We start from the raw sequence: 22,538 nt of genomic DNA, 5'->3' as shown, positions 1-22,538 counted from the left end.
CAGGGAATCGGATGCGGATCGACGTCGCCCACCGTGGGCGTCACGCGTTCCATCAGCCCGTCCGCGCCGAAGGTCAACCGGTCCACGGTCACCTCGCGATGGGTGCCGTCCCCGCCGGGGATGGCGACCGGCTAAAAGGCGCTCCGCGCCAGAGAAAACGCCGCTACGCGGCCATAAAATACAGCCACACTCAAGGGCTGCTCCGCAGCCAAAAAGAGCCATAAGAAAAGTCGCCTGCGACTAATAACATCGGCAACTCTCAATGCCAAAAAGGCTGTTACGATCTCCCCAACTATCCCATACTCCATCCTACTCCAAAACAAAGAAACAAAAACCGGCCAAACCAAAGCCGTAGACCTCAGGCGAAACCCCAACTCACCTGCCATCTCCCTCAGTTGCAAACAGAAACCTCCCCCACACAAAGCCAACCTATGGCCTCCAGAAAAACAACTCCCCACCACCAACCGAGTTCAAGCAGCGCGACCAGGACTCGTGGCACACTCAAATCCAGCAACAAACAACCAACACTACAAGGCAGAATAAAAATCCAGCAAAAGCAAGAACCCATCAGGCCAAGTACACACTCACCCGCCAATAGCTGCTTCAACTTCTACCTATGAATAGCGTCCGGGGTCAGTAGAGCTGAACGCGAGTGAGAACGCAGTGAGGCGGATTTGCCTCGGCAACGACGACATATTCCGCGACGCCGAGCACACCGCCGGGCCCGAGTGGGAGGCGGCGTTGCTGGGGCCATTTCTCCGAGGCCGTATGGCCGGGGACGTCGCCCTGGTGTTCGTTGATCGCCACGGTCGCGGCCAGGATGGCGCCGAACAGCGCTGGGGCGACTGCGGGGTCGAGCAGGAGTTCTTCGACACCGGGTGCGAGGTAGCAAGACCAGCCGTCGCCCTCGGCGTGTGGATCAGTCAACGGGCAGGTCCCGCGCCTGGCGGCGGGTGAGGACGGACGAGACGCTGGTGAGGGGCAGGGTGCCGTCCAGCGCGGCGGTGGTGATCCGGTCACCGTCCGGGTCGGTGTCCAGCATCGCCTCGCACCACCAACGACGCAGCACAGCCTCGACGTTGTCGAGCGGGGCGGTGCCGAGTTCGCGGTAGAACTCCATTCGTCGCGCCGGGGACAGCGCGGCCGCGATGCCGTCGGCCGTGCGCGGCACGCGTTCCCCACCGGGTTCGTCGGGGAAGCGGTGGTGAACTGGCTGGCCACTCATGAGAGCCATCCTCCCGCGTGAGGTGTGGTGGTGTCGAGGCTACGGCCGGAGCCGGGCCGGCGGGGGCAGGCGCTGACGGTCGCCGGCAGGAGCTGGTTGTCCGCACCTTGGTCGGGTGGTCGAGCACATGGCAGGTGCGAGGGCGGTGAGGCAGACGCGGGCGCGGGAGCGGTTCCGGTGCAACGTGCGGGTGGGTGACAGACACCCTGCGTCTGTCACCCACCCGCGGTCGACGAATGATCTGTTCTGCCGTTCTGGGCCCTGAAACCCCCGGGCCGAACGGTTCATGGCAACTCTTCTGTCCTGTTCGGTGCCGAAGGGTCTGGCTCAGCGGGCCGGGGCGGCCCAGACGGACAGGGTTTCGGTCACTGGGTGGGGAGATACGCGCAGTCCGGCGGCGGTCAGGACTCCGGCCACCGTGGTCTCCATTCCGTCCTCCACCGCGTTCAACAGGCGGGTGGCCGGTCCCCGTTCATCCGTGCTCTCTTCTTCCATCGCGTCGAACAGCTCATGTGGGACGTGCCAACTGAGCCCCACATGGTCGGCGGGCTCGGTGGCGTTCATCGGCAGCCCATCACCGCGGGTCAGGAAAACCCCCACGTCGCCGTTCTCGTGCGCCACGGGCAGCCCCACGCGTCGCAGGACCCGAACGACCTGTTCCACCAGATCAGCCGGCAGCTGCTGGTCCTCGGGCGTCCAGATGCGATCTTCCACAGGAATGGTCTCCATATCCCCATCTTGGCCCAGGAAGGGGAAGGGGCGTGGATCGCTCGGCTGGAGGCAAGGCGAACGATCGGCGCGTCAGACAGACGGACGGCCGTCCGTTGGTCCGGAACGGGGTGTGGGGACGGTGGTGTGGTGCGCTCTGGTCGGGTGTGGCGTTCGTTTCACCAGCGACGACGGAGGGCGGGGGCTGTGGGGGGCTTCGCTGGCGGGGGTGCGTGCGGCGGGGGCGTTGGGAGCGATTCCCCTGAGGGCACCGGGATTTCGGACCCATGTTCCAGGGGGCAAGGGGCGGCGGGGGCTTGCCACGGCACGGACTCCGGACGGGATCGCTTGTGACGGATGTCGTTTCTTTCCGTTGAAGTGTCGAGTTCTTGCGCGGAGTATGGACGGAATCGGGCAGGGGTCCTAGGGTCTGTCGTGCTCTTGTCATGCTCGGCGAGATCCTCCGCCCCTTCCACCGCGCAAGGACGTGACCTCGTGATGCCGGACTCCTCAACTTCCCTTCCGAATCCCTCACTTGGCCGGCGACGCTTCCTGGCGGCCGGGGTGGGGCTGGGCGCCGGTGTGTTGGCGGCCCGGTCCGCCAGCGCCGTGCAGCGGCCCGCCGAGGGCTCGCCTGATGTGCACCTGTTCTACTACCCGTGGTACGGGAGCCCTGCCGTGCACGGGAGTTGGCGGCACTGGCAGCAGGGTGGGCATCAGCCGCCGGAGTCGGTGGGGGCGGACTTCTACCCGCTGCTCGGCGCCTATGACGCCGGGGACGAGGAGGTCGTCGCCCAGCACATGCGGTGGGTGCGGCAGGCAGGCGTCGGGGTGGTGGCCACGACCTGGTGGGGGCAGGGCAGTTACGAGGACCAGCGGGTGCCGCTGCTGCTGGACGTGGCGGCCGAGCACGGGGTGGCGGTGGCCTGGCACCTGGAGCCGTACGAGGAGCGGACGGCGCTCTCGACGGTGGACGACATCGCCTACATCAACGAGCGGTACGGGGGGCATCCGGCGTTCTACCGGGATGCCGCCCATGGGAACCGGCCGGCGTTCTATGTGTTCAACAGCCTGCTCACCCAGGACTGGTCGGAGCTGGCCGCCGTGGGAGGGGAGAACATCGTCCTGGCGCAGACCACGGACGTGTCGCGGGTCGGGGACTTCCAAGGCGTGTACACCTACGCGGTGTTGACGGAGTTCGAGGGGTGGGCCGGCGTCGCCGAGTGGTGCCGGGCCAACGGCCTGATCTGGGCGCCGTCCGTGGGTCCGGGTTATATCGACGACCGTGCGGTTCCGGGCAACACCACGGAGACGATCGATCGCGCCGACGGGGAGACCTATGACGCGATCTGGTCGGCGGTTCTCTCGCCCGAGAACGGGGGGTCGCCGGACTGGGTCTCCATCACGTCGTTCAACGAGTGGCACGAGGGGTCGACCATCGAGCCCGCGTCCGCCACTCCCCCGCCCGGCCACAACTACCTGACGTATGACGGGGCTTATGGGATGACGGGCGCGGAGTCGGCCACGGCCTATCTGGAGCGTACCCGGCACTGGGTGGACGTGTTCCGGAACTCGTCGCGGGGCGTCGGTGGTTCACCGGTTGTTCGGTGAGGGCGTGGCGGGTGGCCGGGGTGTGCGCTGTTTGCGGCGGGCGGTGCGGGTGCGCTCGACGGTGTAGGCGCTCGGGTGGAGGCCGCCGGTGGAGACGGTGACCTCCTTGATGACGCGTACGTCGCGGGTTCGCTCGACCGATGCGCGCAGCAGTCTCTTGTCCTCCGTCAGCAGCACGGCGCGGCCGTCCGGGGTGAGGACGCGGGCCAGTTCGGCGAGGAACCGGGGGTAGAGGGTCCTGTTCGCGGCGTGGGAGCCGACGCGTTTCCCGAAGGGGAGGTTGGCCATGACGCGGTCGACGGTTCCGGGGCGGGCGGGGAGGGCCGCGGCGTTGGCGCGCAGGAGGGTGCCGGTGGGGAACAGGGGGTGGTTGGCGTGGGCGGCGGCGAGGGCTTCGGGGGATGTGTCGGAGCCGATCAGGGTGAGGTCGAGGCCGGTGTGTGCGGCCTCGACGAGGAGGGTGCCGGCGCCGCAGAACGGGTCCCAGACGGTGTTTCCCCGGCGTGGTTTGAGCAGCCGGATCATGAGGGCGCCGACGACGGGGTTGGTCGAGGCGGGAATGCGGCGCATTTCGGGGAACCGGCGGGAGAAGTAGAGGGCGCCGACCTGGGCGAGGAGGAGTTTTCCGCGTCGGACGAGGTTGATGTGCCAGTTTCGGGGATCGTTTCGCCATCCGAGGTGGGATTCGATGGCGTCGCACAGTGCGGGCCTTTCGGGGATCGCGTCGACGCGGAATCGGAGGAGTTCTTCCTCGCCGGACAGGAGGCCGAGGACGCCGTGGTGTCGTGAGTGGCGGAGTGCGTCGATGGCCGCCGTGTGGTCGGGATCGTCGTGTTCCCATGGGCCGAGGACGATGGAGAAGGCCGAGTAGAGGCGGAGTTCGGCCAGGGGGCGCAGGGGGCCGTCGAGGTGGGTGACGACGGAGTCGGGATAGGTGAGGGTGATGGGGTCGAGGAGGGGTTTTCCGATGTCGTGGCATTCCTGGAGGAGGCGTTCGATAACCCCGGGAATTCCTTCCAGGTGAACGGTGTCGACTACGGGAACATCGAGTTTGATATCAGGTGCCACGGTTTTCCGAATCGAGTGAGAAACAGGCGCAGGGAAAGGGCCGATTCTATCACGGTGAATTCGGCGTTCTTATTGGGGTGCGGTTCCCGTTCGGAGGGCGATACGGTCTGGGGCATGGATGACCAGGAGTGGTTGCGACTGAACCGGGCGAACTGGGACGACCGGGTGCGGGTGCACGTCGGGAGCGAGTTCTACGACATGGCGGGGTTTCGGGCGGGGGCTGATCCGCTGCGGCCGGACGAGGTGGCGGATGTGGGGGATGTGACGGGGCTTCGGCTGTTGCACCTCCAGTGTCATATGGGGCAGGACACGTTGGCGTGGGCGCGGCGGGGCGCGGTGGTGACGGGGGTGGACTTCTCGGAGGCGGCGGTGGAGGTCGCGCGGGGCCTGGCCGGGGAGTTGGGGTTGGCGGAGCGGGCGCGGTTCGTGGCGTCCGACGTGTACGAGGCGCGGGCGGCGCTGGGCGGGGAGCGGTTCGACGTGGTGTACACGGGTGGCGGGGCGTTGGTGTGGCTGCCGGATCTGTCGCGGTGGGCGGAGGTGGTGGCGGATTCGTTGCGGCCGGGGGGTTTTCTCTATCTGGCGGAGTTCCATCCGGTGACGGACATGTTGGATGACGCCGGGGAGCGGGTGGTGTCCGACTACTTCGACACCGATCCCGGGCGGGAGGACTTTCCGTTCACGTACACGGATGGGCCGGAGTTGCGGCACACGGTGTCGGTGCAGTGGCGGCATCCGTTGGGTGAGGTGGTGTCGGCGGTGGCGGCCGCGGGGTTGCGGATCGAGTTTCTGCGGGAGCGTCCGCGCACGGTGTTCGGGCGGTTCTCGTCGTTGGAGCGGGACGAGTCGGGGTCGTACGGGTTTCCGGCGGGGCGGCCGGGGGTGCCGTTGATGTACGCACTGCGGGCGGTCAGGGAGTGAGGGTGGCGAGGTGGTCGCGGATGGCGGCGATGACGGCGGGGGCGTGGTCGTTGAGGTAGAAGTGGCCGCCGGGGTAGGTGGTGAGGTCGAAGGCGCCGGTGGTGTGGCGTTTCCAGTCGCGGACCTCGTCGAGGGTGGCGAGGTGGTCGTTGTCGCCGACGAGGGCGAGGACGGGGCTGGTGAGGGTGGGGCCCTCGGGGTGGCGGTAGGTCTCGACGGCCTGGTAGTCGGCGCGGACGGCGGGCAGGACCATGGCCTGGATCTCGGGGTCGTCGAGGAGGCGGGCGTCGGTGCCGCCGAGGGAGCGGATCTCGGCGAGGATGCCGGCGTCGGGGCGCTGGTGGACGTTCTCGTCGCGGTGGCGGCTGGGGGCGCGGCGGCCGGAGGCGATGAGGGTGAGGGGTGGGGTGCCGGCCTGGGTGAGGCGGCGGGCGGTCTCGTAGGCGATGAGGGCGCCCAGGCTGTGGCCGAAGAGGGCCAGGGGCCGGTCGGTGAAGGGTTGGATGGCGGCGGTGACGCCGTCGGCGAGGTCCTCGACGGTGGTGAGGGGTGGTTCGGTGCGGCGGTTCTGTCGGCCGGGGTACTGGATGGCGAGGACGTCGATGTCGGGTGCCAGGGCGGCGGAGACGGGATGGAAGTAACTGGCGGCGCCGCCGGCGTGCGGGAGGCAGACGAGGCGGACGGGTGCGTCCGGTCGCGGGTGGAAGCGTTGTGTCCATGCGGTGCCGGTGCTGCTCACCGTGTCCCCCTGTGTCGGCGTGGTGTGACGGGCGCGCGGGTGGCCGGGTGCGCCGGTCGGCTCAACGTAGGTTAGACGGTGAGGAGTTGGGCTGTCAGGTCGGCCCTTGGGGGTGGGGTCAGCCTCGGTTGCCGAGTTGGGCGAGGTAGGTGTTGTAGGCGGCGAGTTCGGCGTCGCCGTCGCGGTCGGCGGCGCGGTCGAGGCGGCGGGAGGTGCGTTGTTCGGCGACGTACCACTGGACGACGAGGGCGAGGAGCACGATGACGGTGGGGATCTCGCTGAAGGCCCAGGCGATGCCGCCGGCGGCGGACTGGTCGGAGAGGGCGTCGGTGCCGAGGGTGGTGGGGATGTCGGCGTAGGAGTCGACGAGGGGTTCGCTGGCCATCATGAGGGCGATGCCGAAGAAGGCGTGGAACGGCATGGTGGCGAAGAGTTCCAGCATCCGCATGAGGTGGCCGGCGCGGCGGGGGCCGGGGTCGACGCCCATGATGGGCCAGAAGAAGGCGAGGCCGACGGCGAGGAAGTGGATCATCATCGCGAGGTGGCCGATGCGGCTGCCCATGAGGGTGTCGAACAGCGGGGTGAAGTACAGGCCGTAGAGGCTGGCGATGAAGAGGGGGATGGTGAACAGGGGGCTGGTGACGGCGCGGACGTAGCGGCTGTGGAGGAGGGTGACGAGCAGCTCGCGGGGTCCGGTGCGGCCTCGGCCGGCGGTGGGCAGGGCGCGGAGGAGGAGGGTGACGGGGGCGCCGAGGAGCAGCAGGATCGGGGAGACCATGCTGATCACCATGTGCTGCACCATGTGGGCGCTGAAGAGGACCATGCCGTAGTCGTTGAGGCGGGTGGCGGTGACGGCGGCGATGGTCAGGACGCCGAGGGCGAACGCGAGGGTGCGGCCGGTGCTCCAGGTGTCGCCTCGGCGTCGGAGGCGGAGGACGCCGTAGCCGTAGAGCGCCAGGGCGAGGAGGCAGCCGACGAGGAAGACGGGGTCGCCGCCGAGTTCGAGTGCGCGTCCCCAGGTGAGGGGCGGCAGTTCGCTGTGGCCGCCGTGGTCGCCCATCGTGTACTCCCTGTGCTGTGCGCGCTGTGCTGGTGCGCGGTTGCGCCTGCCAGCCTAGGGAACAGGCTGGTGGGTGTGGTGGCCGGGGTCCTTCGAGGGGCCCCGGCCGGGGTGGCTCAGGCGGGGGCGGTGGCGGCGGCGATGCGTTCGGCGCGGAGGGCCTCGTACCAGCGGTCGTCGACGGGGGGCAGGGCGTTGACGTCGAGGGTGAGTTTGAGGAGCAGGTCGGCGATGTGGGGGTTGCGGGCGAGGACGGGGCCGTGCATGTAGGTGCCGAAGACGGTGCCCATCCAGGCGCCTTCGGTGCCGTCGCCGGTGCCGTTTCCGTTGCCGAGGCGGACCTGGGCGAAGGGGCGGGCGTGGGGGCCGATGCGGGTGATGCCCTGGTGGTTCTCGAAGCCGGTGAGTTGGGGGAGGCCGAGCTGGGGGTCGATGTCGGCGAGGACGTCGCCGACGCAGCGCTGTCCCGGGCCGCGTTCGCTGACGACGTCGAGGAGGCCGAGGCCCTGTTGGCGGTGGCCGAGGTCGTTGATGAACTCGTGGCCGATGATCTGGTAGCCGGCGCAGACGGAGAAGACGATGGCGCCGTTCTGGACGGCGCGGGTGAGGCCGCCGTCGCGGAGGAGGCGTTCGGCGGCGAGGCGTTGGGGACGGTCCTCGCCGCCGCCGATGAGGTAGATGTCGCCGGAGGTGGGGAGGGGCTGGTCGGAGCGGACGTCGAGGCGTTCGACGCGGAGGCCGCGTTGGTGGGCGCGGCGTTCGACGACGAGCACGTTGCCCTGGTCGCCGTAGGTGCTCAGGAGGTCGGGGTAGACCCAGACCAGGCGGAGGCCTGAGGTGCTCATGGTCGCTGTCGTTCCTCTCGGTCTTCCGTGTCTTCGATGACTTCGGTGTCTTCCGGGCTCTGGCGGATCTCGGGGTCAGTTGCCGACGACGCGACGGAGGTCCTGGAAGGCGGTGTAGTTGGCGATGGCCTCGATGCGGCCTGGGGGGAGCTGGGGGATGGCCTGGTCGAGGGTGTCGAAGACGCGGAAGTCGACGCCGGCGACCTCCAGGCGGACGGCGAGGTCGAGGCGGCGGTCGCCGATGACGGCGATGGGGTGGCCGGCGAGGCGGGTGTAGTCGACGTCCCAGAGCCAGGAGGTGTCGGTGCCGTCGGCGCTGCGGGCGTTGACGGAGAGCAGGACGGGGGCGGGTGGCGGGTCGATGAGGGAGAACGTCTCCAGCCAGCCGGCGGGGTTCTTGGCGAGGAGGAGGCGGATGTCCCGGCCCTGGTAGCTGACGACGTCGTAGCGGCCGGCGACGGCGGTGACGGACTCCATGCGTTGGAGGGCGACCTGGGGGTGGATGCCGAAGGTGGCGGCGACGGCGGCGGCGGTGGTGGCGTTGGCCTGGTTGGCGCGTCCCGGGAGTTGGAGGCGGATGGGCCAGGCGGAGCCGTGCGGGTCGATGACCTGGCCGTTGGACAGGACCCAGGTGGGGGCGGGGCGGCCGAAGCCGCATTCGCCGCAGGCCCAGTTGGTGTCGTCGGGGCGGTGCATGACGCCGCCGCAGGCCGGGCAGGACCAGGCGTCGTCCTTCCACTCCTGGCCGGCGGCGACCCAGACGACGTTGGCGGAGGAGGAGGCGGCCCAGACGACGAGGGGGTCGTCGGCGTTGGCGACGACGATGGCCTTGGAGTCCTGGAGTCCTTCGCGCCAGTGTTCGGCGAGCATCCGGGTCTCGGCGGCGCGGTCGAGCTGGTCGCGGGAGAGGTTGAGGAGCGCGACGATCTTGGGGTGGACGTCGTTGGCGACGGTGGTGAGGTACTTCTCGTCGACCTCGATGACGCCGTAGCGGGCTTCCGCGCCGCCGGAGAGGGCGGAGGTGATGCCGGCGGGCATGTTGGCGCCGAGGGCGTTGGAGACGACGGGGCCGCCGGCGCGGAGGGCCTCGGCGATGAGCCGGGTGGTGGTGGTCTTGCCGTTGGTGGCGGAGACGAGGACCACGTCGAGGTGGCCGGCGAGGCGGGAGAGGAGTTCGGGGTCGAGCCTGAGGGCGACCTTGCCTCCGATGACCGATCCGCTGCCTCGGCCGGCGGCTCGGGATACGGCTGCCGCCGCCTTGCCCGCCGTCACGGCGAACTTGGCGCGCGCGGACAACGGCTGAGTGCTGTCTGCCATCGGTTTTCTTCCTCCTCGCCCTCGAACAGGGGTCAGCCTATCGAGGTCTGGGTCGGGTCCCGCACCGCGGCGCGGTGTGGGGTGGCGGCGTGGTGTCGCGGTGGTGCTGACGGGGTGTGAGTTCTCCGCCTCGACACCGATTTTCGCCCATATGACCTTTTCAACTGATATTTGCCTTTTGGTCTGCTTAGAGTGCTTCCAGAACGCCGCCGGCCGCTGGGGAGTGCTCATGGTCCTGTCCGTCTCGGGAGTCGTCCTGCTGGGTGCCGTGGTGGTCCTGTTCTTTCGCAAGGACGGGCTCAAGCCGACGCACGCGCTGGTGTGTGCCCTGTTCGGTTTCTATCTGGCGGGGACGTCGGTGGCGCCGAGCATTCACGAGGGTGGGGCGCGGTTGGCGCACCTGCTCGGCGGGATCGCGCTGTAGTCGGCGCGCGGTGCGGGTCGTCGGGGTCGGCGGTGGGGTGCGGGCGCGGGTGGCGTGGGGCGTGGCCGGGTGGGTGGGGTGGGTGCCGTGGGCGCTGGTGCGGGGGGTGACGCGGCTGGCGGTGGCGGCGTGGTGGTGGGCGGCGCGGGGGCGGCGGCGGCTTCCGGCGGTGGGGGCGGTCGCGGCATCGGGGGTGGCGTTGTGTGCGGTAGCGGTGTGGCTTCCGGCGGTGGGCGTGGCGGCGACGGTGGTGTTGTTGGGGGTCGCGCTGGCGCTGGGGTGGGGGGACGGGCCGCCGCGTTGGTCGGCGGGGCGGTGGTGTGGGGGCGGTCGCGGGCCTGGCCTGGGTGGCGGGTGCCCGGGGTGTGCCGGCTGTTCGGCGGAGGGGCGTCGCGGTGGGGTGCGAAGGGGTGGTCGGGGGTGGCTCGCGGGGCGGGCGGCCGAGGTGGTGGCGGCACAGGAGGAGGCGGCGGCGGAGCCGTGGCCGGTGGGGGTGGTGGCGCAGCGTTTCGTGGTGGGGCCGGGTGAGGTGGTGTTGGGATGCACGGACGCCTCGACGGCGGACCGGTCGGTGCCGGCGGTGGGCGTGTCGGGGGCGGTGGAGGTGGCGCCGCTGGTGTGGCGGACGGGGGCGCGGTCGTGTGAGCCGCACCTGTTGGCGGTGGGGTCGCCGGGAGCCGGGGGGACGGGGCTGCTGCGGTCGGTGGCGTTGCAGGCGTTGGGGTGGGCGGATGTGGTGCTGGTGGACGGTGGGGGCTCGGGCGGGTTCGGGTGTTTCGCGGGGCGGGTGGGGGTGCGGGGGGTGGAGTCGACGCCGGAGGGTGCGGTGGTCGGCCTGGCATGGCTGGCGCGGGAGACGGAGCGGCGGCTGTTGCTGGACGGCGAGGGGCGGCGCGCGGAGCGGCCGTTGTGGGTGGTGGTGGACCGGCCGGTGGTGTTGGGGCATCGGGCGTGGGCGGCGGGGGCGGGCGACCCGCTGGGGTGGTTGGACGTTCCGCTGCGGTACGGGCGGGAGGCGGGGGTGACGGTGGCGTTGGCGGAGCAGGTGGGGGTGTGGGGGTCGTTGGGCGACGGGGTGTTGGGGTGTCTGGGGGCGCGGGTGGCGTTGGGGGCGTTGACGGTGGAGCAGGTGTCGGCGGTGTTGGGGTGGGCGCCGCCGTTGGGTGCGGTGCCGGGGGCGGGGGCGGGGTTCGCGCGGTTGGCGGCGGGGCCGGTGTGTCGGCTGCGGGTGCCGGTGACGCCCGATCCGTGGGACGAGGCGGCGGAGGTGGCCCATCGGCGCGCGGTGTGGGGGTTGTTGCCGGCGCCGGTGGGGTCGGGGGGAACGGGGGTGGAGGCGGACGCGAGCGGGGCGTTCTAGTCGTGGGGGTCTAGTGGGGGTCTAGTGGGGGTCTAGTCGTGAGGGTCCGGCGCCGCGTCAGGTGGGGAGGGCGGCGAGGGGGTCGTCGAGGACGGGTTGCCAGGCGAGTTCGGCGGCGCCGACGAGGCTGTTGTAGTCGAGGGTGCAGGCGGAGACGGGGACGGTGCCGCTTCTCCCCCACAGGCTGCGGGTCTCGACGAGGCCGCGGAGGCGGTCGGGGTCGGCCTCCAGCAGCCAGCGGTGGAGGCCGCCGAGGATGATGCGGTCGGGGTTGAGGATGTTGACCAGGCCGGCGAGGCCGAGGCCGAGGCGGTCGATGACGGCGTGGGCGGCGGCGCGGACGGCGGGGTCGGTGGCGTACTCGGCGCGCAGCAGGTCGCGGGCCTGGTCGAGGAGGGAGCCTTCGGGTCCCGGGGTGCGTCCTGCGGCTTCGAGGAGGGCGAGCGGGTCGGTCTCGACGTCGAGGCAGCCTCGGCTGCCGCAGTGGCAGGGGCGGCCGGTGGGGTCGACGGTGAGGTGGCCGACCTCCATGGCGAGGCCGGCGCTGCCGGAGTGGAGGCGGCCGTCGAGGACGAGGGCGCCGCCGACGCCCCGGTGGCCGGTGGCGACGCACAGCAGGTGGGCGGCGCCTCGGCCGGCGCCGTGCCGGTGTTCGGCGAGGGCGGCGAGGTTGACGTCGTTGCCGCAGTAGCCGGGGGCGGTGATGCCGGCCTCGGCGAGGCACTCGTTGAAGATGTCCCGCACGGGGGCGCCGGCGGGCCAGGCGAGGTGGAGGGGGTTGAGGGCGGTGCCCTCGGGTTCGGCGACGGCGGAGGGGACGGCGAGGCCGGCGCCGACGCAGTGGCGGCCGGTCTCGCGCAGCAGGTCGGCGCCGGCGGCGACGACCTCGCCGAGGATCTGCTTGGGGTCGGCGGCGACGGTGGTGCAGGCGGGGGTGGTGGCGTGGAGGTGGCCGCCGAGTCCGACGAGGGCGGCGCGGAAGCCGTCGGCGTGGACCTGGGCGGCGAGGGCGACGGGGCCGCCGGGGTCGATGGCCAGTCGGTGGGAGGGGCGACCGTGGCTGCCGGTGGCGCCGCCGGGTCGGGAGTCGACGGTGATGAGGCCGAGGGTCTGGAGTTCGCTGGCGACGGCGCCGGCGGTGGCGCGGGTGACGCCGAGGGCGGTGGTGAGGACGGCTCGGGTCGGGGCGCGGCCGGTGTGGACGAGTTCCAGCGCGGGGCCCAGCGCGTTTCGGCCACGTTCCAGTCTGGTACGGGTGTGGGTCACGCCCCTATTCTGGCTTTGTGACTTCAATAAACAAACTGCGGGCGATGATCTCGCCCGGAGCGGGCGGGAGGGGTGCTGACCAGGGGGCGGCGGCGCGTCAACTGCTGAGGGTGCGCGTGGCGTTGACGGCGTTCTTCGCGGTGGACGGCTTTGTGTTCGCGGGGTGGGTGGTGCGGATTCCGGACGTCAAGGAGCGGACCGGGGCGTCGCCGAGCGCGTTGGGGCTGGCGCTGCTGGGGGTGTCGGTGGGCGCGGTGGTGACGATGACGTTGACGGGGCGGCTGTGTCAGCGGTACGGGAACCATCGGGTGACGGTGTGGGCGGGGGCGTTGCTGGTGGCGAGCGTGGCGCTGCCGGCGCACGCGGGGTCGGCGGTGGCGTTGGGGGCGGTGCTGCTCTTGTTCGGGGCGGGGTTCGGCGCGGTGAACGTGGCGGCGAACAGTGCCGCGGTCGATCTGGTGGCGGCGGTGCGGCGACCGATCATGCCGAGCTTTCACGCGGCGTTCAGCCTGGGCGGGATGCTGGGGGCCGGGCTGGGTGGGCTGGTCGCCGACCGGTTGGGGGTGGCGCGGCATCTGGCGCTGTTGGCGGCGTTGGGCATGGTCGTGGTGGTGTGGGCGGGGCGGACGCTGTGGCGGGAGTCGGTGGGTGGCGACCCGGCGGCCGGACCCGGTGCGGGCTCGGCGGCGGAGGGGCGTGGGTCCGGGGCGGCCTCGGGTGGCGTTCCGCGGGGCTCGGTGGGGTGGCTGGTGGGGGTGTTGGGGCTGATCGCGCTGTGCACGACGTATGGGGAGGGCGCGATGGCGGACTGGAGCGCGCTGCATCTGAAGGAGACGTTGGGGGCGAGCGCGGGGGTGGCGGCGGCCGGGTACTCGGTGTTCGCGATGGCGATGACGGTGGGGCGGTTGACGGGGTCGGCGGTGCTGGCGCGGCTGGGGGCGACGCGGGCGCTGGTGGCGGGGGGCGCGTTGGGGGCGGCGGGGATGTTGTTGGGCGCGTTGGCGCCGACGCTGTGGCTGGCGCTGGTGGGGTTCGCGCTGACGGGGCTGGGGCTGGCGAACGTCTTCCCCATCACCATAGGGACGGCGGGGCAGTTGGCAGGGCCGCGCGGGGTGGCGATGGCGTCGACGATCGGGTACGGGGGGATGTTGGCGGGGCCGGTGGCGATCGGGTTCCTGGCGGACTGGTTCAGCCTGTCGGCGGCGCTGGTGACGGTGGCGGTGCTGTCGGGGGTGGCCGCGGTGACGAGTTGGGGGACGCGGGAGGCGCTGCGTCGGGGGACGGCGTGACGGGGCGGGTGTCGGGGCGCGGGTGGGAGTGGTGACAGAAGGGGTGACAGATGTCATTACCGGCGGGTAACTGAGTCTGATAGTTTCGCGGTTATGGCCCTTCGTTCCGTGAGTCCCCGGTGGCTCTGCCGCCTGATGTGCTGGTGGCCGCCGTTCCGCGCGGCGGGGATCAGGGTGCTGCACATCGCCGACGACTGGAGCGCGGCGCGGGTGCGGATGCGGCTGGGCCGGCTCAACCGCAACTACTTCGGGACCCAGTTCGGCGGCTCGCTGTACTCGATGTGCGATCCGTTCTGGGCGATGTTGGTGCTGCACCGGCTGGGGCCCGGCTATGTGGTGTGGGACAAGGCGGCGGAGATCGAGTATGTCGCGCCGGGGCGGGGCGACGTGTTCGTGGAGTTCGCGCTGGACGAGGAGCGGGTGGCGGAGATACGCCGGGCCACCGCCGACGGTGCCAAGGCGCTCCCCTGGTTCGACTGTGTGGTGCGCGCCGAGGACGGTTCGACGGTGGCCCTGGTGCGGAAGCAGCTGTATGTGCGGCGCAAGCGGCCGGTGGCCGTTCAGCCGAGCCAGCCGGGGCGGACCAGCCCGGACTCGTAGGCGGCGACGACGAGTTGGGCCCGGTCGCGGGCGCCGAGCTTGACCATGGTGCGGCTGACGTGGGTCTTGGCGGTGAGCGGCGAGAGGACCAGCCGGCGGGCGATCTCGTTGTTGGACAGGCCGAGGCCGACGAGGGCGAGGACCTCGCGTTCCCGGTCGGTGAGGCCGGTCAGCGGCAGGGCCTGCTCGGGGGTCTTGGAGCGGGCGGCGAACTCGGCGATCAGGCGGCGGGTCACGCCAGGGGAGAGCAGGGCGTCGCCGGCGACGACGGCGCGGGTGGCGCGCAGCAGTTCCTCGGGTTCGGTGTCCTTGACGAGGAAGCCGGAGGCGCCGGCGCGGATGGCCTCGAAGACGTAGTCGTCCAACTCGAAGGTGGTGAGCATCACGACGCGTACGGAGGCGAGTTCGGGGTTCTCGGTGATGCGGCGGGTGGCGGCCAGGCCGTCGAGGACGGGCATCCGGATGTCCATCATGACGAGGTCGGGGCGCAGTTCGGCGACCTGGGCCAGGGCCTGCTGACCGTCGGCCGCCTCGGCGACGACCTCGATGTCGGGCTGGGCGTCCAGCAGGGCCCGGAAGCCGGCCCGGACCAGGGCCTGGTCGTCGGCGAGCAGGACGCGGATCATCCAGTCTCCCGTGAGGTGTCGGGGTGGTCGAGGGTGTCGGGGGTGGCTCGGCCGGGGTGGGTGTGCGGCAGGTGGGCGGTGACGGTGAAGCCGCCGTCGGCCCGGGTGGTGGCGGTGACCTCGCCGCCGAGGGCGGCGGCCCGCTCCCGCATCCCGACCAGGCCGTTGCCGCCGTCGGCGCTCGGGTCGCCGGTGGCGGGGCCGGCGTCGTCCACGGTCAGGCGCAGCCCGTCGGGAGCGTAGCGCAGCCGCACCGTGGCGGTGCGGGAGGCGGAGTGCCGCACGGTGTTGGTGAGGGCCTCCTGCACGATGCGGAAGGCGGCCAGGTCGGTGCCGGGCGGCAGGTCGGCGGGCTCGCCCTCGGTGGTGAGGGTGACGTCCAGGCCGGCGTCGCGGGCCTGGGCGAGGAGTTCGGGCAGCCGGGCGACCCCGGGCGAGGGGGCGCGCGGCGCGGCCCCGGGGGTGCGCAGCGCCTCCAGGACCTGACGGACCTCGCCGAGGGCCTCCTTGCTGGCGGCCTTGATGGTGGTCAGCGAGGTGCGGGCCTGTTCGGGGTCGCTGTCGAGCAGGGCGAGGCCGACGCCGGCCTGCACATGGATCACCGAGATGCTGTGGGCCAGGATGTCGTGCAACTCGCGGGCGATGCGCAGGCGTTCCTCGTCGGCGCGGCGGCGGGTGGCCTCGGCGCGCTCCCGTTCCTCGCGCAGTTGGCGTTCCCTGCGGGCCCTGGCGAGTTCGGCGAGGGCCAGCAGGGCGACGATCCAGGCGGCGGTGGCGGTGTCGGCGGCCCAGTCGGTTGGCGGGTCGCCGTCGGGCGGCAGCCAGCGGTAGAGCCAGTGGCCGGCGGCCAGCCGGCCCAGCCACAGCACGCCGAGCGCGCCCCAGGCGGCCCGGCGGTGCCCGGTGCGGGCGGCGTCGAAGGTGCCGATGAGGACGCTGAGGAAGACCGGCCCGAAGGGGTAGCCGGCGCTCAGGTAGACGAGGGTGACGAGCGCCGTGCCCCAGGCGACCGCCGCCGGGTGGTGGTGGCGGGCCAGGAGCAGCAGCGGCCCGGCGGCCAGCAGCGCGTAGCCGGCTGGGTCGAGCGCAACGCGTTCGGCCTGGTCCTGGGCGGCGAAGTGGCCGCCGACCAGCTGCACCGCGAGGACGGCCGCCGTGGTGGCCCACGGCAGCCGCCACCACGCGGTCGGGGCGGACGGCGCGGTCCCGGGCGAGGTCATGCCGGTCACCGTAGCGGCCGCCGTCCGCCCCGGGCGTCAGCCGACCGGCGGCCCCGCCGCTACTCCCGCCGTGGTAGGCGCCTCCTGTCGCGGGGCGGGGGCGGGCGGCGGCTCCTCGCTGAGGCCGAACCGGTCGTGGAAGGTGCGCAGCGGGCGAGGGGCCCACCAGTTGGCGTTGCCGGCCAGCCGCATGAACGCCGGCAGCAGCACGGTGCGGATGAGGGTGGCGTCGGCGAGGATCACCAGGGCGGTGCCGATGCCGAGTTCCTTGAGGAAGACGACGCCGCTGGTGGCGTAGGTGGCGAAGGTGACGACGAGGATGCCGGCGGCGGCCGTGATGAGGGGCGCGGTGCGGCGGACGCCGGCGACGACGGCGGCGTGGGTGTCGCCGGTGCGGCGGTGTTCCTCGGCGATGCGGGAGAGGAGGAAGACCTCGTAGTCCATGGACAGGCCGTAGGTGACGCAGAACATCAGCATGGGGATGCTGGGTTCGATGGAGCCGGTGGGGGTGAAGCCGAGGAGGCCGGAGAGGTTGCCGTCCTGGAAGATCCACACCAGGGCGCCGAACATCACGCCGAGGCTGAGCAGGTTGAGGAGGGTCGCCTTCACGGGCAGCAGGACGCTGCCGGTGAGGAGGAAGAGCACCACGGCGGTGGCGACCAGGACGAGGGCGGCCAGCAGCGGCACGCGGGAGAGCAGCACGGAGCGGAAGTCGCTGGTCTCGGCCGGGTAGCCGCCGACCTCGGTCGGCACGGGCGCGGGGACGTTCCGCAGGTCGGCGACGAGCCCCGGCACGTCGCCGGCCATGGCCGTCTGGGTGGGCACCACGGTCAGCAGGACGGAGCCGTCGGGTCCGGTCAGGTCGGCGGCGGCCTCCCCCGGCGGCTCGGTCAGCTGCCCGTCGCGGTGGGTGCCGGCGGGCGAGACGACGTGGAACACCCCGGCGTGGCGGGAGAGTTCGGCGGCGTAGCGGGCGGTCTGGTCGGCGTCGGGGCGCGCGCCGGGTTCGGTGACGACGAAGAGGGTGTCGGTGGGTTCTGCGGTGAAGTGTTCGGCGGTCTCCTCGGCGACGACGCGGCTGGAGGTGCCCTCGGGCAGGGTGCGTTGGTCGGGCAGCCCGAAGCGGAGCCCGAGGACGGGGGACGCGGCCAGCAGCAGCACGCCGAGCGCGGCCAGCCCGGTGACCAGCGGCCGGCGCAGCACGAACCGGGCGGCGCCCTCCCACCAGCGGGCGGCCCGTTGGCCGCCGGCCGGCGCCTCGAAGCGGTGGCCGAAGCGGGCGAGGGCGGCCGGCAGGACCAGCGTGGCGCCGGCGACGGAGGCGAGCACCACCAGCACGCCGGCGTAGGCGAAGGAGCTGAGGAAGAAGAACGGGAAGACCAGCAGGGCGGCCAGGGAGATGGCGACGGTGACGCCGCTGAAGATCACGGTGCGGCCGGCGACGGCGACCGCGCGGGTGACGGCGGCCTCGGTGGGCAGCCCGGCGGCGCGTTCCTCGCGGTAGCGGTTGATGACGAACAGGCAGTAGTCGATGCCGAGTCCGAGGCCGAGCACGAGGGCGAGGTTGGCGGCGAAGGTGGAGACGGGCGTGAACTGGGCGATGAGCCGCAGCCCGGCGAGGGTGGCGAGGACGCTGAACAGGCCGATGCCGACGGTGACCAGGGCGGCGACGGTGCGCCGGTAGACCAGGGCCAGCAGCAGCGTGACGGTGGGCAGCACGATGAGTTCGGCGGTCAGGAAGTCGGCCGTCGCCTGCTCGCCGACCTGCCGTGAGACCTCCTCCTGGCCGCCGACGGCGACGCTGACCAGGTCGTTCTCCTGGGTCAACCGGGGCGAGAGGTCGGCGAGTTCGGCGCGGGTCTCGGTGGCGTCGCCCTCCAGGCGGGCGAGGATCAGGGCGCGTGCGCCGTCGTCGGCGCGCAGGGCGGCGTCGCGGTCGGTCCAGTAGGCGGTGACGTCGGTGACCATCGGGTGCTCGGCGAGTTCGTCGGCGACGCGTTGGCCGGCGGCGGCGGTCTCTGGGTCGTCGACGTCGCCGGTGTGGGCGGTGACCAGCAGCGCGAGGTTGGGGTTGCCGGTGCCGTACTGCTCGCGCAGCACCTCCTGGACGCGGACGGACTCGGTGCCGGGGGCGTCCCAGCGGGCGAGTTGGAGGGCGCCGGGGGCGCCCGCCCCGAACAGCCCGAGCAGCGGCAGCAGCGCGGCGGCGACGAGCAGGATCGTGCCGGGCCAGCGCACGGCGAGGCGGCCGAGGCGGTGCAGGGGGCCAGCTCCGGCGGGAGCGGGTCGCGGTGCCTTCACGGGGTCGTACCTTCCTGGAGGGTGAGCTGCCGCCACGGTGCCGCGCGGCGCTGACCAGGCACTGACCGCGCGCTGACCGGTCGCTGGAAGGTCCGCTGGAACGTTCGCTGGAAGGGGCACTGAAAGACCCCCGCGAGGGCTCGCCGGCGGGTGGGGCCGGGCCGGCGGAGGAACGGCTGGAGCGTTCCCGCCGGGGGCGCGGGGAAACGGGCGCGGGGCGGGCGCGGTGCGCGGGGCGGGCGCGGGATGGTGCGCGCGCCCCCGGCGTGGAGCGGGGGCGCGTTACGCTCGTCGCATGGCGGAGGCTGTGCGAGGGGAACTGCTAGGGCCGATCCGGGTGTTGCGCGGCGGCCGTGAGCTGCCGCTGGGGCCGCCCAGGCAACGGGCGGTGCTGGCCGTGCTGTTGCTGCGGGAGGGCCGGCCGATCACGTTCGAGGCGCTGGTGGACGCCGTGTGGGGCGAGGACGTGCCCGGCGGGGTGCGCAACCTGGTGCAGAAGTATGTGTCCGGCATCCGGCGCGCGTTGGGCGAGGAGGCCGGCCCCCGCTGGACCGGCAGCGGCTATGTGCTGACCGGGCTGGCGATCGACGATCTGGGTGAGCGGCGGGCGCTGTTGGCGCGGGCGGTGGCCGCCAGGAACGCCGGGGACCCGGAGCACGCCGAGGAGTTGGCGGCGCGGGCCGAGGCGCTGTGGCGTGGAGAGTTCGCCGAGGGGCTCGACGGGCCGCTGCTGGCGGCCGAGCGCCGGCGGTGGGCGGAGAAGCGGCTGCTGGTGCTGGAGACGCGGCTGGAGAGCCTGGTGGAGCGCGGCCGTTACCACGAGTGCGTGCACGAGCTGATGCGGCAGGTCGCGGTGCATCCGTTGCGGGAGCGGCTGGTGTGGCTGCTGATGCTGGCGCTGTACCGGAGCGGCCGGTCGGCGGACGCGCTGGTGACGTACGAGGAGACGCGGCGGCGGATGGCGCGCGAGCTGGGTTGCGATCCGGGGCCGGAGCTACGGGCCCTGCACCAGCGGATGCTGCGCCAGGACCCGTCGCTGGCGGCCGAGTTGGCCCCCGGCCGGGATGCCGGTCACTCCCCCGGCCTGCTCCCCGGCTCCGCGCTGGCCTCCTGAGCGGCGGCGCGTCGGTCCAGGGCGCTGAGCGCGCGGCGGGCCATGGGGTGGGTGCGGACGAGGCCGGCGAGCGTGGTGGAGCCGCGGGTGATCTGGGTGAACGCGGCCCAGGCGGGGCGGAAGCCGACGAGGGTGGTGTGCAGCAGCCTGGGCCGCTGGGAGAACGCGGTCAGCATCCGGCGGCCGACGCCCATCTCCACGCCGAGCCCCGACTTGATGGCGAAGGTGTAGTTGAGCGCCTGGCGGCGGGCGTCCACCGCGTCGGGGGCCTCGGCGATGCGCACGGCCCACTGGCCGGCGAGCCGCCCGGAGCGCAGCGCGAAGGAGATGCCCTCCCTGGTCCAGGGCTCCAGCAGTCCGGCGGCGTCCCCGCAGACCAGGACGCGGCCCCGGGAGAGCGGGGAGTCGTCGGTGCGGCAGCGGGTCAGATGGCCGGAGGAGACGGCGGGTTCGAAGCCGGACAGGCCGAGCCTGCCGATGAACTCCTCCAGGTAGCGCTTGGTGGCGGCGCCCTCGCCCCGGGCCGAGATGACGCCGACGGTCAGCACGTCGCCCTTGGGGAAGACCCAGCCGTAGGAGCCGGGCAGCGGGCCCCAGTCGATCAGGACGCGGCCGCGCCAGTCGCCGGCGACCTCGGGCGGGACGGGGATCTCCGCCTCCAGGCCCAGGTCGACCTGGTCGAGGCGGACGCCGACGTGTGCTCCTATCCGGCTGGCGCTGCCGTCGGCGCCGACGACGGCGCGGGCCAGCACGATCTCGCCGCCGGCCAGCACGACGGCGACGGTGCGCCGGTCGGGGACGGCCGGGCCGTGCTGTTCGACGCGGGAGACGGTGACGCCGGTGCGCAGCTCGGCGCCGGCCTTGACGGCGGCCTGCGCCAGGCGCTGGTCGAACTCGGGGCGGTTGACCAGCCCGAACAGCATCCGCTTGGAGCGGCGGGTGCGGGCGAGCCGGCCGTTGAGCGAGAAGGTGACGGCGTGCACCCGGTCGCGCAGCGGCAGTTCGAAGCCGGGCGGCAGCGCGTCGCGGCTGGGGCCGATGATGCCGCCGCCGCAGGTCTTGTAGCGGGGCAGTTCGGCCTTCTCCAGCAGCAGCACCCGGCGGCCGGCCTCGGCGGCGGCGCGGGCGGCGGATGATCCGCCGGGCCCGGCACCGACCACGACGACGTCCCAGACGGTTCGGTCCTCGGCTTCGTTGTCGCTGCTCACGATGTGCCCGTGCTCCCCGATACGGTTCTGTTGCCTGGCCGCTGAGCATCCTAGTGCGGTGGCACCGGGGATGGTCTGCGGGTTTACGGCCGCGTCGGGGCGTTGTCAGTGCGCTGTGCCATCATCGGCCGCACCGATGTTCGGACATCGGGTACCGGGTGTCGTGCGTCGGTGCCGCACGAGGGGTCGTTCCGGGCGCCGGGCGCCCGTCAAAGGAGAGTTCCATGCCGCACAGTCCGCAGCACGCCGCCGTCGCCGCCTCGGTCGCCGCCGCCCTGCCGGGGGCCAGGGACGAGTTGGCCGAGCTGGTGGCGTTCCGTTCGGTGGCCGATGCCCGGCAGTTCCCGGTCGAGGAGTGCCGGGCGGCGGCGCGGTGGATCGTGGACGCGCTGCGCGCGGAGGGCTTCCCGGACGTGCGGGTGCTGGAGACGCCGGACGGCACGGAGTCGGTCTACGGGGAGTTGCCGGGGCCGCAGGGCGCGCCAACGGTGTTGCTGTACGCGCACTATGACGTGCAGCCGCCGTTGGACGAGGCGGCGTGGTCCTCGCCGCCGTTCGAGCTGACCGAGCGGGACGGGCGCTGGTACGGGCGGGGCGCGGCGGACTGCAAGGGCGGCGTGCTGATGCACCTGCTGGCGCTGCGCGCGCTGCGGGCGGGCGGCGGGGTCCCGGTCGGGGTCAAGGTGATCGTCGAGGGCTCGGAGGAGCAGGGCACCGGCGGCCTGGAGCGGTACGCGCGGGAGCATCCGGAGCTGCTGGCGGCCGATGTGATCGTGATCGGCGACACGGGGAACGTCCGGGCGGGGCAGCCGACGGTGACGGCCAGTCTGCGCGGGATGGCCACGCTGGAGGTGACGGTGGAGACCCTCGCGGGCAATCTCCACTCGGGCGCGTTCGGCGGGGTGGCGCCCGACGCGCTGGCGGCGCTGGTGCGGATGCTGGACTCGCTGTTCGACGCGGACGGCGCGCTGGCCGTGGACGGCCTGGACGTGGGCGGGAGTTGGGGCGGCACGGCGTATCCGGAGGAGGCGTTCCGGGCGGACGCCGGGGTGTTGGACGGGGTGGGGCTGATCGGCTCGGGCTCGGTCGCCGACCGGCTGTGGGCGCGGCCGTCGTTGACGGTGATGGGCATCGACTGCCCGCCGGTGGTGGGCGCGACGCCCTCGGTGCAGGCGCGGGCGCGGGCGGCGCTCGGGCTGCGGGTGCCGCCGGGGATGGCGCCGGGCGCGGCGAGCGCGCTGGTGGAGGCGCATCTGCGGGCCAGGGCGCCGTGGGGGGCGCGGGTCTCGGTCGAACGGACGGGCGAGGGGCAGCCGTTCCGGGCGGATGTCACCAGCCCCGCGTACGCGGCGATGGCCTCGGCGATGCGGGACGCCTACGACGGCGCGGAGATGGCGGTGGTGGGGCAGGGCGGTTCGATCCCGCTGACGGCGACGCTGGGCGCGCTGTATCCGGAGGCGGAGGTGGTGATGATCGGGCTGAGCGACGCGGCGGCGCGCATCCACGCGGTGGACGAGAGCGTCTCGCCGGAGGAGTTGGAGCGGATGTCGGTGGCGGAGGCGCTGTTCCTGGCGCGGTACGCGGCGTCGCTCGCCGGCTGAACGGGCCGGGCAGACGCGGCGGGCGGACCGGGCCG

21 protein-coding genes are annotated in these 22,538 nt (G+C 72.6%); 8 read left to right on the top strand and 13 right to left on the bottom strand.

Features of this window, described 5'->3' with window-relative positions; translation table 11 throughout:
* Positions 1-633 precede the first annotated feature (633 nt).
* The 3 genes from FH609_RS28390 to FH609_RS28380 form a co-directional block, all read right to left on the bottom strand.
* Positions 634-927 carry a hypothetical protein gene (locus FH609_RS28390; RefSeq protein ID WP_139673887.1) on the bottom strand — a complete coding sequence of 98 codons (294 nt, stop codon included), beginning with the start codon at positions 925-927 and terminating at the stop codon, positions 634-636.
* Entirely contained in the window at positions 920-1,225 is a 306-nt protein-coding gene (locus tag FH609_RS28385; RefSeq protein WP_139673890.1) for a hypothetical protein, read from the bottom strand. Before FH609_RS28385 ends, FH609_RS28390 begins: the two co-directional genes overlap by 8 nt.
* Before the next feature lie 327 nt (positions 1,226-1,552).
* Complete coding sequence (locus FH609_RS28380) at positions 1,553-1,954, bottom strand: hypothetical protein (RefSeq protein ID WP_139673892.1); 402 nt, start codon at positions 1,952-1,954, stop codon at positions 1,553-1,555.
* Positions 1,955-2,431: 477 nt separating this feature from the next.
* On the opposite strand from FH609_RS28380, the gene FH609_RS28375 reads away from it, so the two are divergent.
* A complete protein-coding gene (locus FH609_RS28375; protein ID WP_139673895.1) occupies positions 2,432-3,544 on the top strand; it encodes a glycoside hydrolase family 99 protein in 1,113 nt (370 codons plus the stop codon).
* On the opposite strand, the gene FH609_RS28370 is transcribed toward FH609_RS28375, so the two are convergent.
* Positions 3,527-4,612: a TRM11 family SAM-dependent methyltransferase gene (locus tag FH609_RS28370; RefSeq protein ID WP_139673898.1), complete on the bottom strand. Its 1,086-nt coding sequence runs from the start codon at positions 4,610-4,612 to the stop codon at positions 3,527-3,529. The two genes, FH609_RS28375 and FH609_RS28370, sit on opposite strands and share 18 nt — an antisense overlap.
* Before the next feature lie 114 nt (positions 4,613-4,726).
* On the opposite strand from FH609_RS28370, the gene FH609_RS28365 reads away from it, so the two are divergent.
* The gene (locus tag FH609_RS28365) at positions 4,727-5,533 is read left to right on the top strand and encodes a class I SAM-dependent methyltransferase (protein WP_139673901.1); all 807 of its coding nucleotides are present in this window, start codon (positions 4,727-4,729) and stop codon (positions 5,531-5,533) included.
* Here FH609_RS28365 and FH609_RS28360 read toward each other — a convergent pair.
* From FH609_RS28360 to FH609_RS28345, 4 genes are all read right to left on the bottom strand, one after another.
* Positions 5,523-6,272, bottom strand: a complete 750-nt coding sequence (locus FH609_RS28360) for a thioesterase II family protein (protein ID WP_139673904.1) — start codon at positions 6,270-6,272, stop codon at positions 5,523-5,525. The two genes, FH609_RS28365 and FH609_RS28360, sit on opposite strands and share 11 nt — an antisense overlap.
* A gap of 118 nt (positions 6,273-6,390) precedes the next feature.
* Positions 6,391-7,332, bottom strand: a complete 942-nt coding sequence (locus tag FH609_RS28355; protein WP_139673907.1) for a cytochrome c oxidase assembly protein — start codon at positions 7,330-7,332, stop codon at positions 6,391-6,393.
* A gap of 116 nt (positions 7,333-7,448) precedes the next feature.
* Positions 7,449-8,177, bottom strand: a complete 729-nt coding sequence (locus FH609_RS28350) for a type 1 glutamine amidotransferase (RefSeq protein WP_139673910.1) — start codon at positions 8,175-8,177, stop codon at positions 7,449-7,451.
* Positions 8,178-8,252: 75 nt separating this feature from the next.
* Positions 8,253-9,494 (bottom strand): MurT ligase domain-containing protein, encoded by a 1,242-nt coding sequence (locus FH609_RS28345; protein WP_139673913.1) that lies wholly within the window; start codon positions 9,492-9,494, stop codon positions 8,253-8,255.
* Positions 9,495-9,723: 229 nt separating this feature from the next.
* Between FH609_RS28345 and FH609_RS28340 the strand changes: the two genes are divergently transcribed.
* Both FH609_RS28340 and FH609_RS28335 read left to right on the top strand, forming a co-directional pair.
* Entirely contained in the window at positions 9,724-9,918 is a 195-nt protein-coding gene (locus tag FH609_RS28340) for a hypothetical protein (RefSeq protein ID WP_122185639.1), read from the top strand.
* Positions 9,919-10,366: 448 nt separating this feature from the next.
* Complete coding sequence (locus FH609_RS28335; protein ID WP_139673916.1) at positions 10,367-11,278, top strand: hypothetical protein; 912 nt, start codon at positions 10,367-10,369, stop codon at positions 11,276-11,278.
* A 57-nt stretch (positions 11,279-11,335) separates the two neighbouring features.
* On the opposite strand, the gene FH609_RS28330 is transcribed toward FH609_RS28335, so the two are convergent.
* A complete protein-coding gene (locus FH609_RS28330; RefSeq protein ID WP_139673921.1) occupies positions 11,336-12,544 on the bottom strand; it encodes an ROK family protein in 1,209 nt (402 codons plus the stop codon).
* Positions 12,545-12,588: 44 nt separating this feature from the next.
* Here FH609_RS28330 and FH609_RS28325 point away from each other — a divergent pair, with 44 nt between their 5' ends.
* Both FH609_RS28325 and FH609_RS28320 read left to right on the top strand, forming a co-directional pair.
* Complete coding sequence (locus FH609_RS28325; RefSeq protein ID WP_139673924.1) at positions 12,589-13,833, top strand: MFS transporter; 1,245 nt, start codon at positions 12,589-12,591, stop codon at positions 13,831-13,833.
* 93 nt (positions 13,834-13,926) lie between these two features.
* Positions 13,927-14,433 (top strand): DUF4442 domain-containing protein, encoded by a 507-nt coding sequence (locus FH609_RS28320; RefSeq protein ID WP_226962016.1) that lies wholly within the window; start codon positions 13,927-13,929, stop codon positions 14,431-14,433.
* Here the strand turns inward: FH609_RS28320 and FH609_RS28315 are convergent.
* Genes FH609_RS28315 through FH609_RS28305 form a run of 3 tightly spaced genes read right to left on the bottom strand, consistent with a single transcriptional unit; the run spans position 14,394 to position 18,580 of the window.
* The gene (locus tag FH609_RS28315) at positions 14,394-15,059 is read right to left on the bottom strand and encodes a response regulator (protein WP_139673927.1); all 666 of its coding nucleotides are present in this window, start codon (positions 15,057-15,059) and stop codon (positions 14,394-14,396) included. The two genes, FH609_RS28320 and FH609_RS28315, sit on opposite strands and share 40 nt — an antisense overlap.
* Positions 15,056-16,279, bottom strand: a complete 1,224-nt coding sequence (locus tag FH609_RS28310; protein WP_139673930.1) for a sensor histidine kinase — start codon at positions 16,277-16,279, stop codon at positions 15,056-15,058. The genes FH609_RS28315 and FH609_RS28310 overlap by 4 nt, the downstream gene beginning before the upstream one ends.
* 36 nt (positions 16,280-16,315) lie before the next feature.
* Positions 16,316-18,580 (bottom strand): MMPL family transporter, encoded by a 2,265-nt coding sequence (locus FH609_RS28305; RefSeq protein WP_193318090.1) that lies wholly within the window; start codon positions 18,578-18,580, stop codon positions 16,316-16,318.
* A 295-nt stretch (positions 18,581-18,875) separates the two neighbouring features.
* Here FH609_RS28305 and FH609_RS28300 point away from each other — a divergent pair, with 295 nt between their 5' ends.
* A complete protein-coding gene (locus FH609_RS28300; protein ID WP_139673934.1) occupies positions 18,876-19,694 on the top strand; it encodes an AfsR/SARP family transcriptional regulator in 819 nt (272 codons plus the stop codon).
* Here the strand turns inward: FH609_RS28300 and FH609_RS28295 are convergent.
* Positions 19,652-20,902: a geranylgeranyl reductase family protein gene (locus tag FH609_RS28295; RefSeq protein WP_139673938.1), complete on the bottom strand. Its 1,251-nt coding sequence runs from the start codon at positions 20,900-20,902 to the stop codon at positions 19,652-19,654. The genes FH609_RS28300 and FH609_RS28295 overlap by 43 nt on opposite strands.
* Positions 20,903-21,126: 224 nt before the next feature.
* Between FH609_RS28295 and FH609_RS28290 the strand changes: the two genes are divergently transcribed.
* Positions 21,127-22,503 (top strand): dipeptidase, encoded by a 1,377-nt coding sequence (locus FH609_RS28290; RefSeq protein ID WP_139673941.1) that lies wholly within the window; start codon positions 21,127-21,129, stop codon positions 22,501-22,503.
* The last annotated feature ends 35 nt before the right edge of the window (positions 22,504-22,538 follow it).

Origin of the sequence: Streptomyces sp. 3MP-14, assembly GCF_006334905.2 — a bacterium.
GTDB classification, from domain to species: Bacteria; Actinomycetota; Actinomycetes; order Streptomycetales; family Streptomycetaceae; genus Streptomyces; species Streptomyces triticirhizae.
Note: the sequence above shows the minus strand (reverse complement) of the source record. Positions and strands in the feature narration are given on the sequence as shown.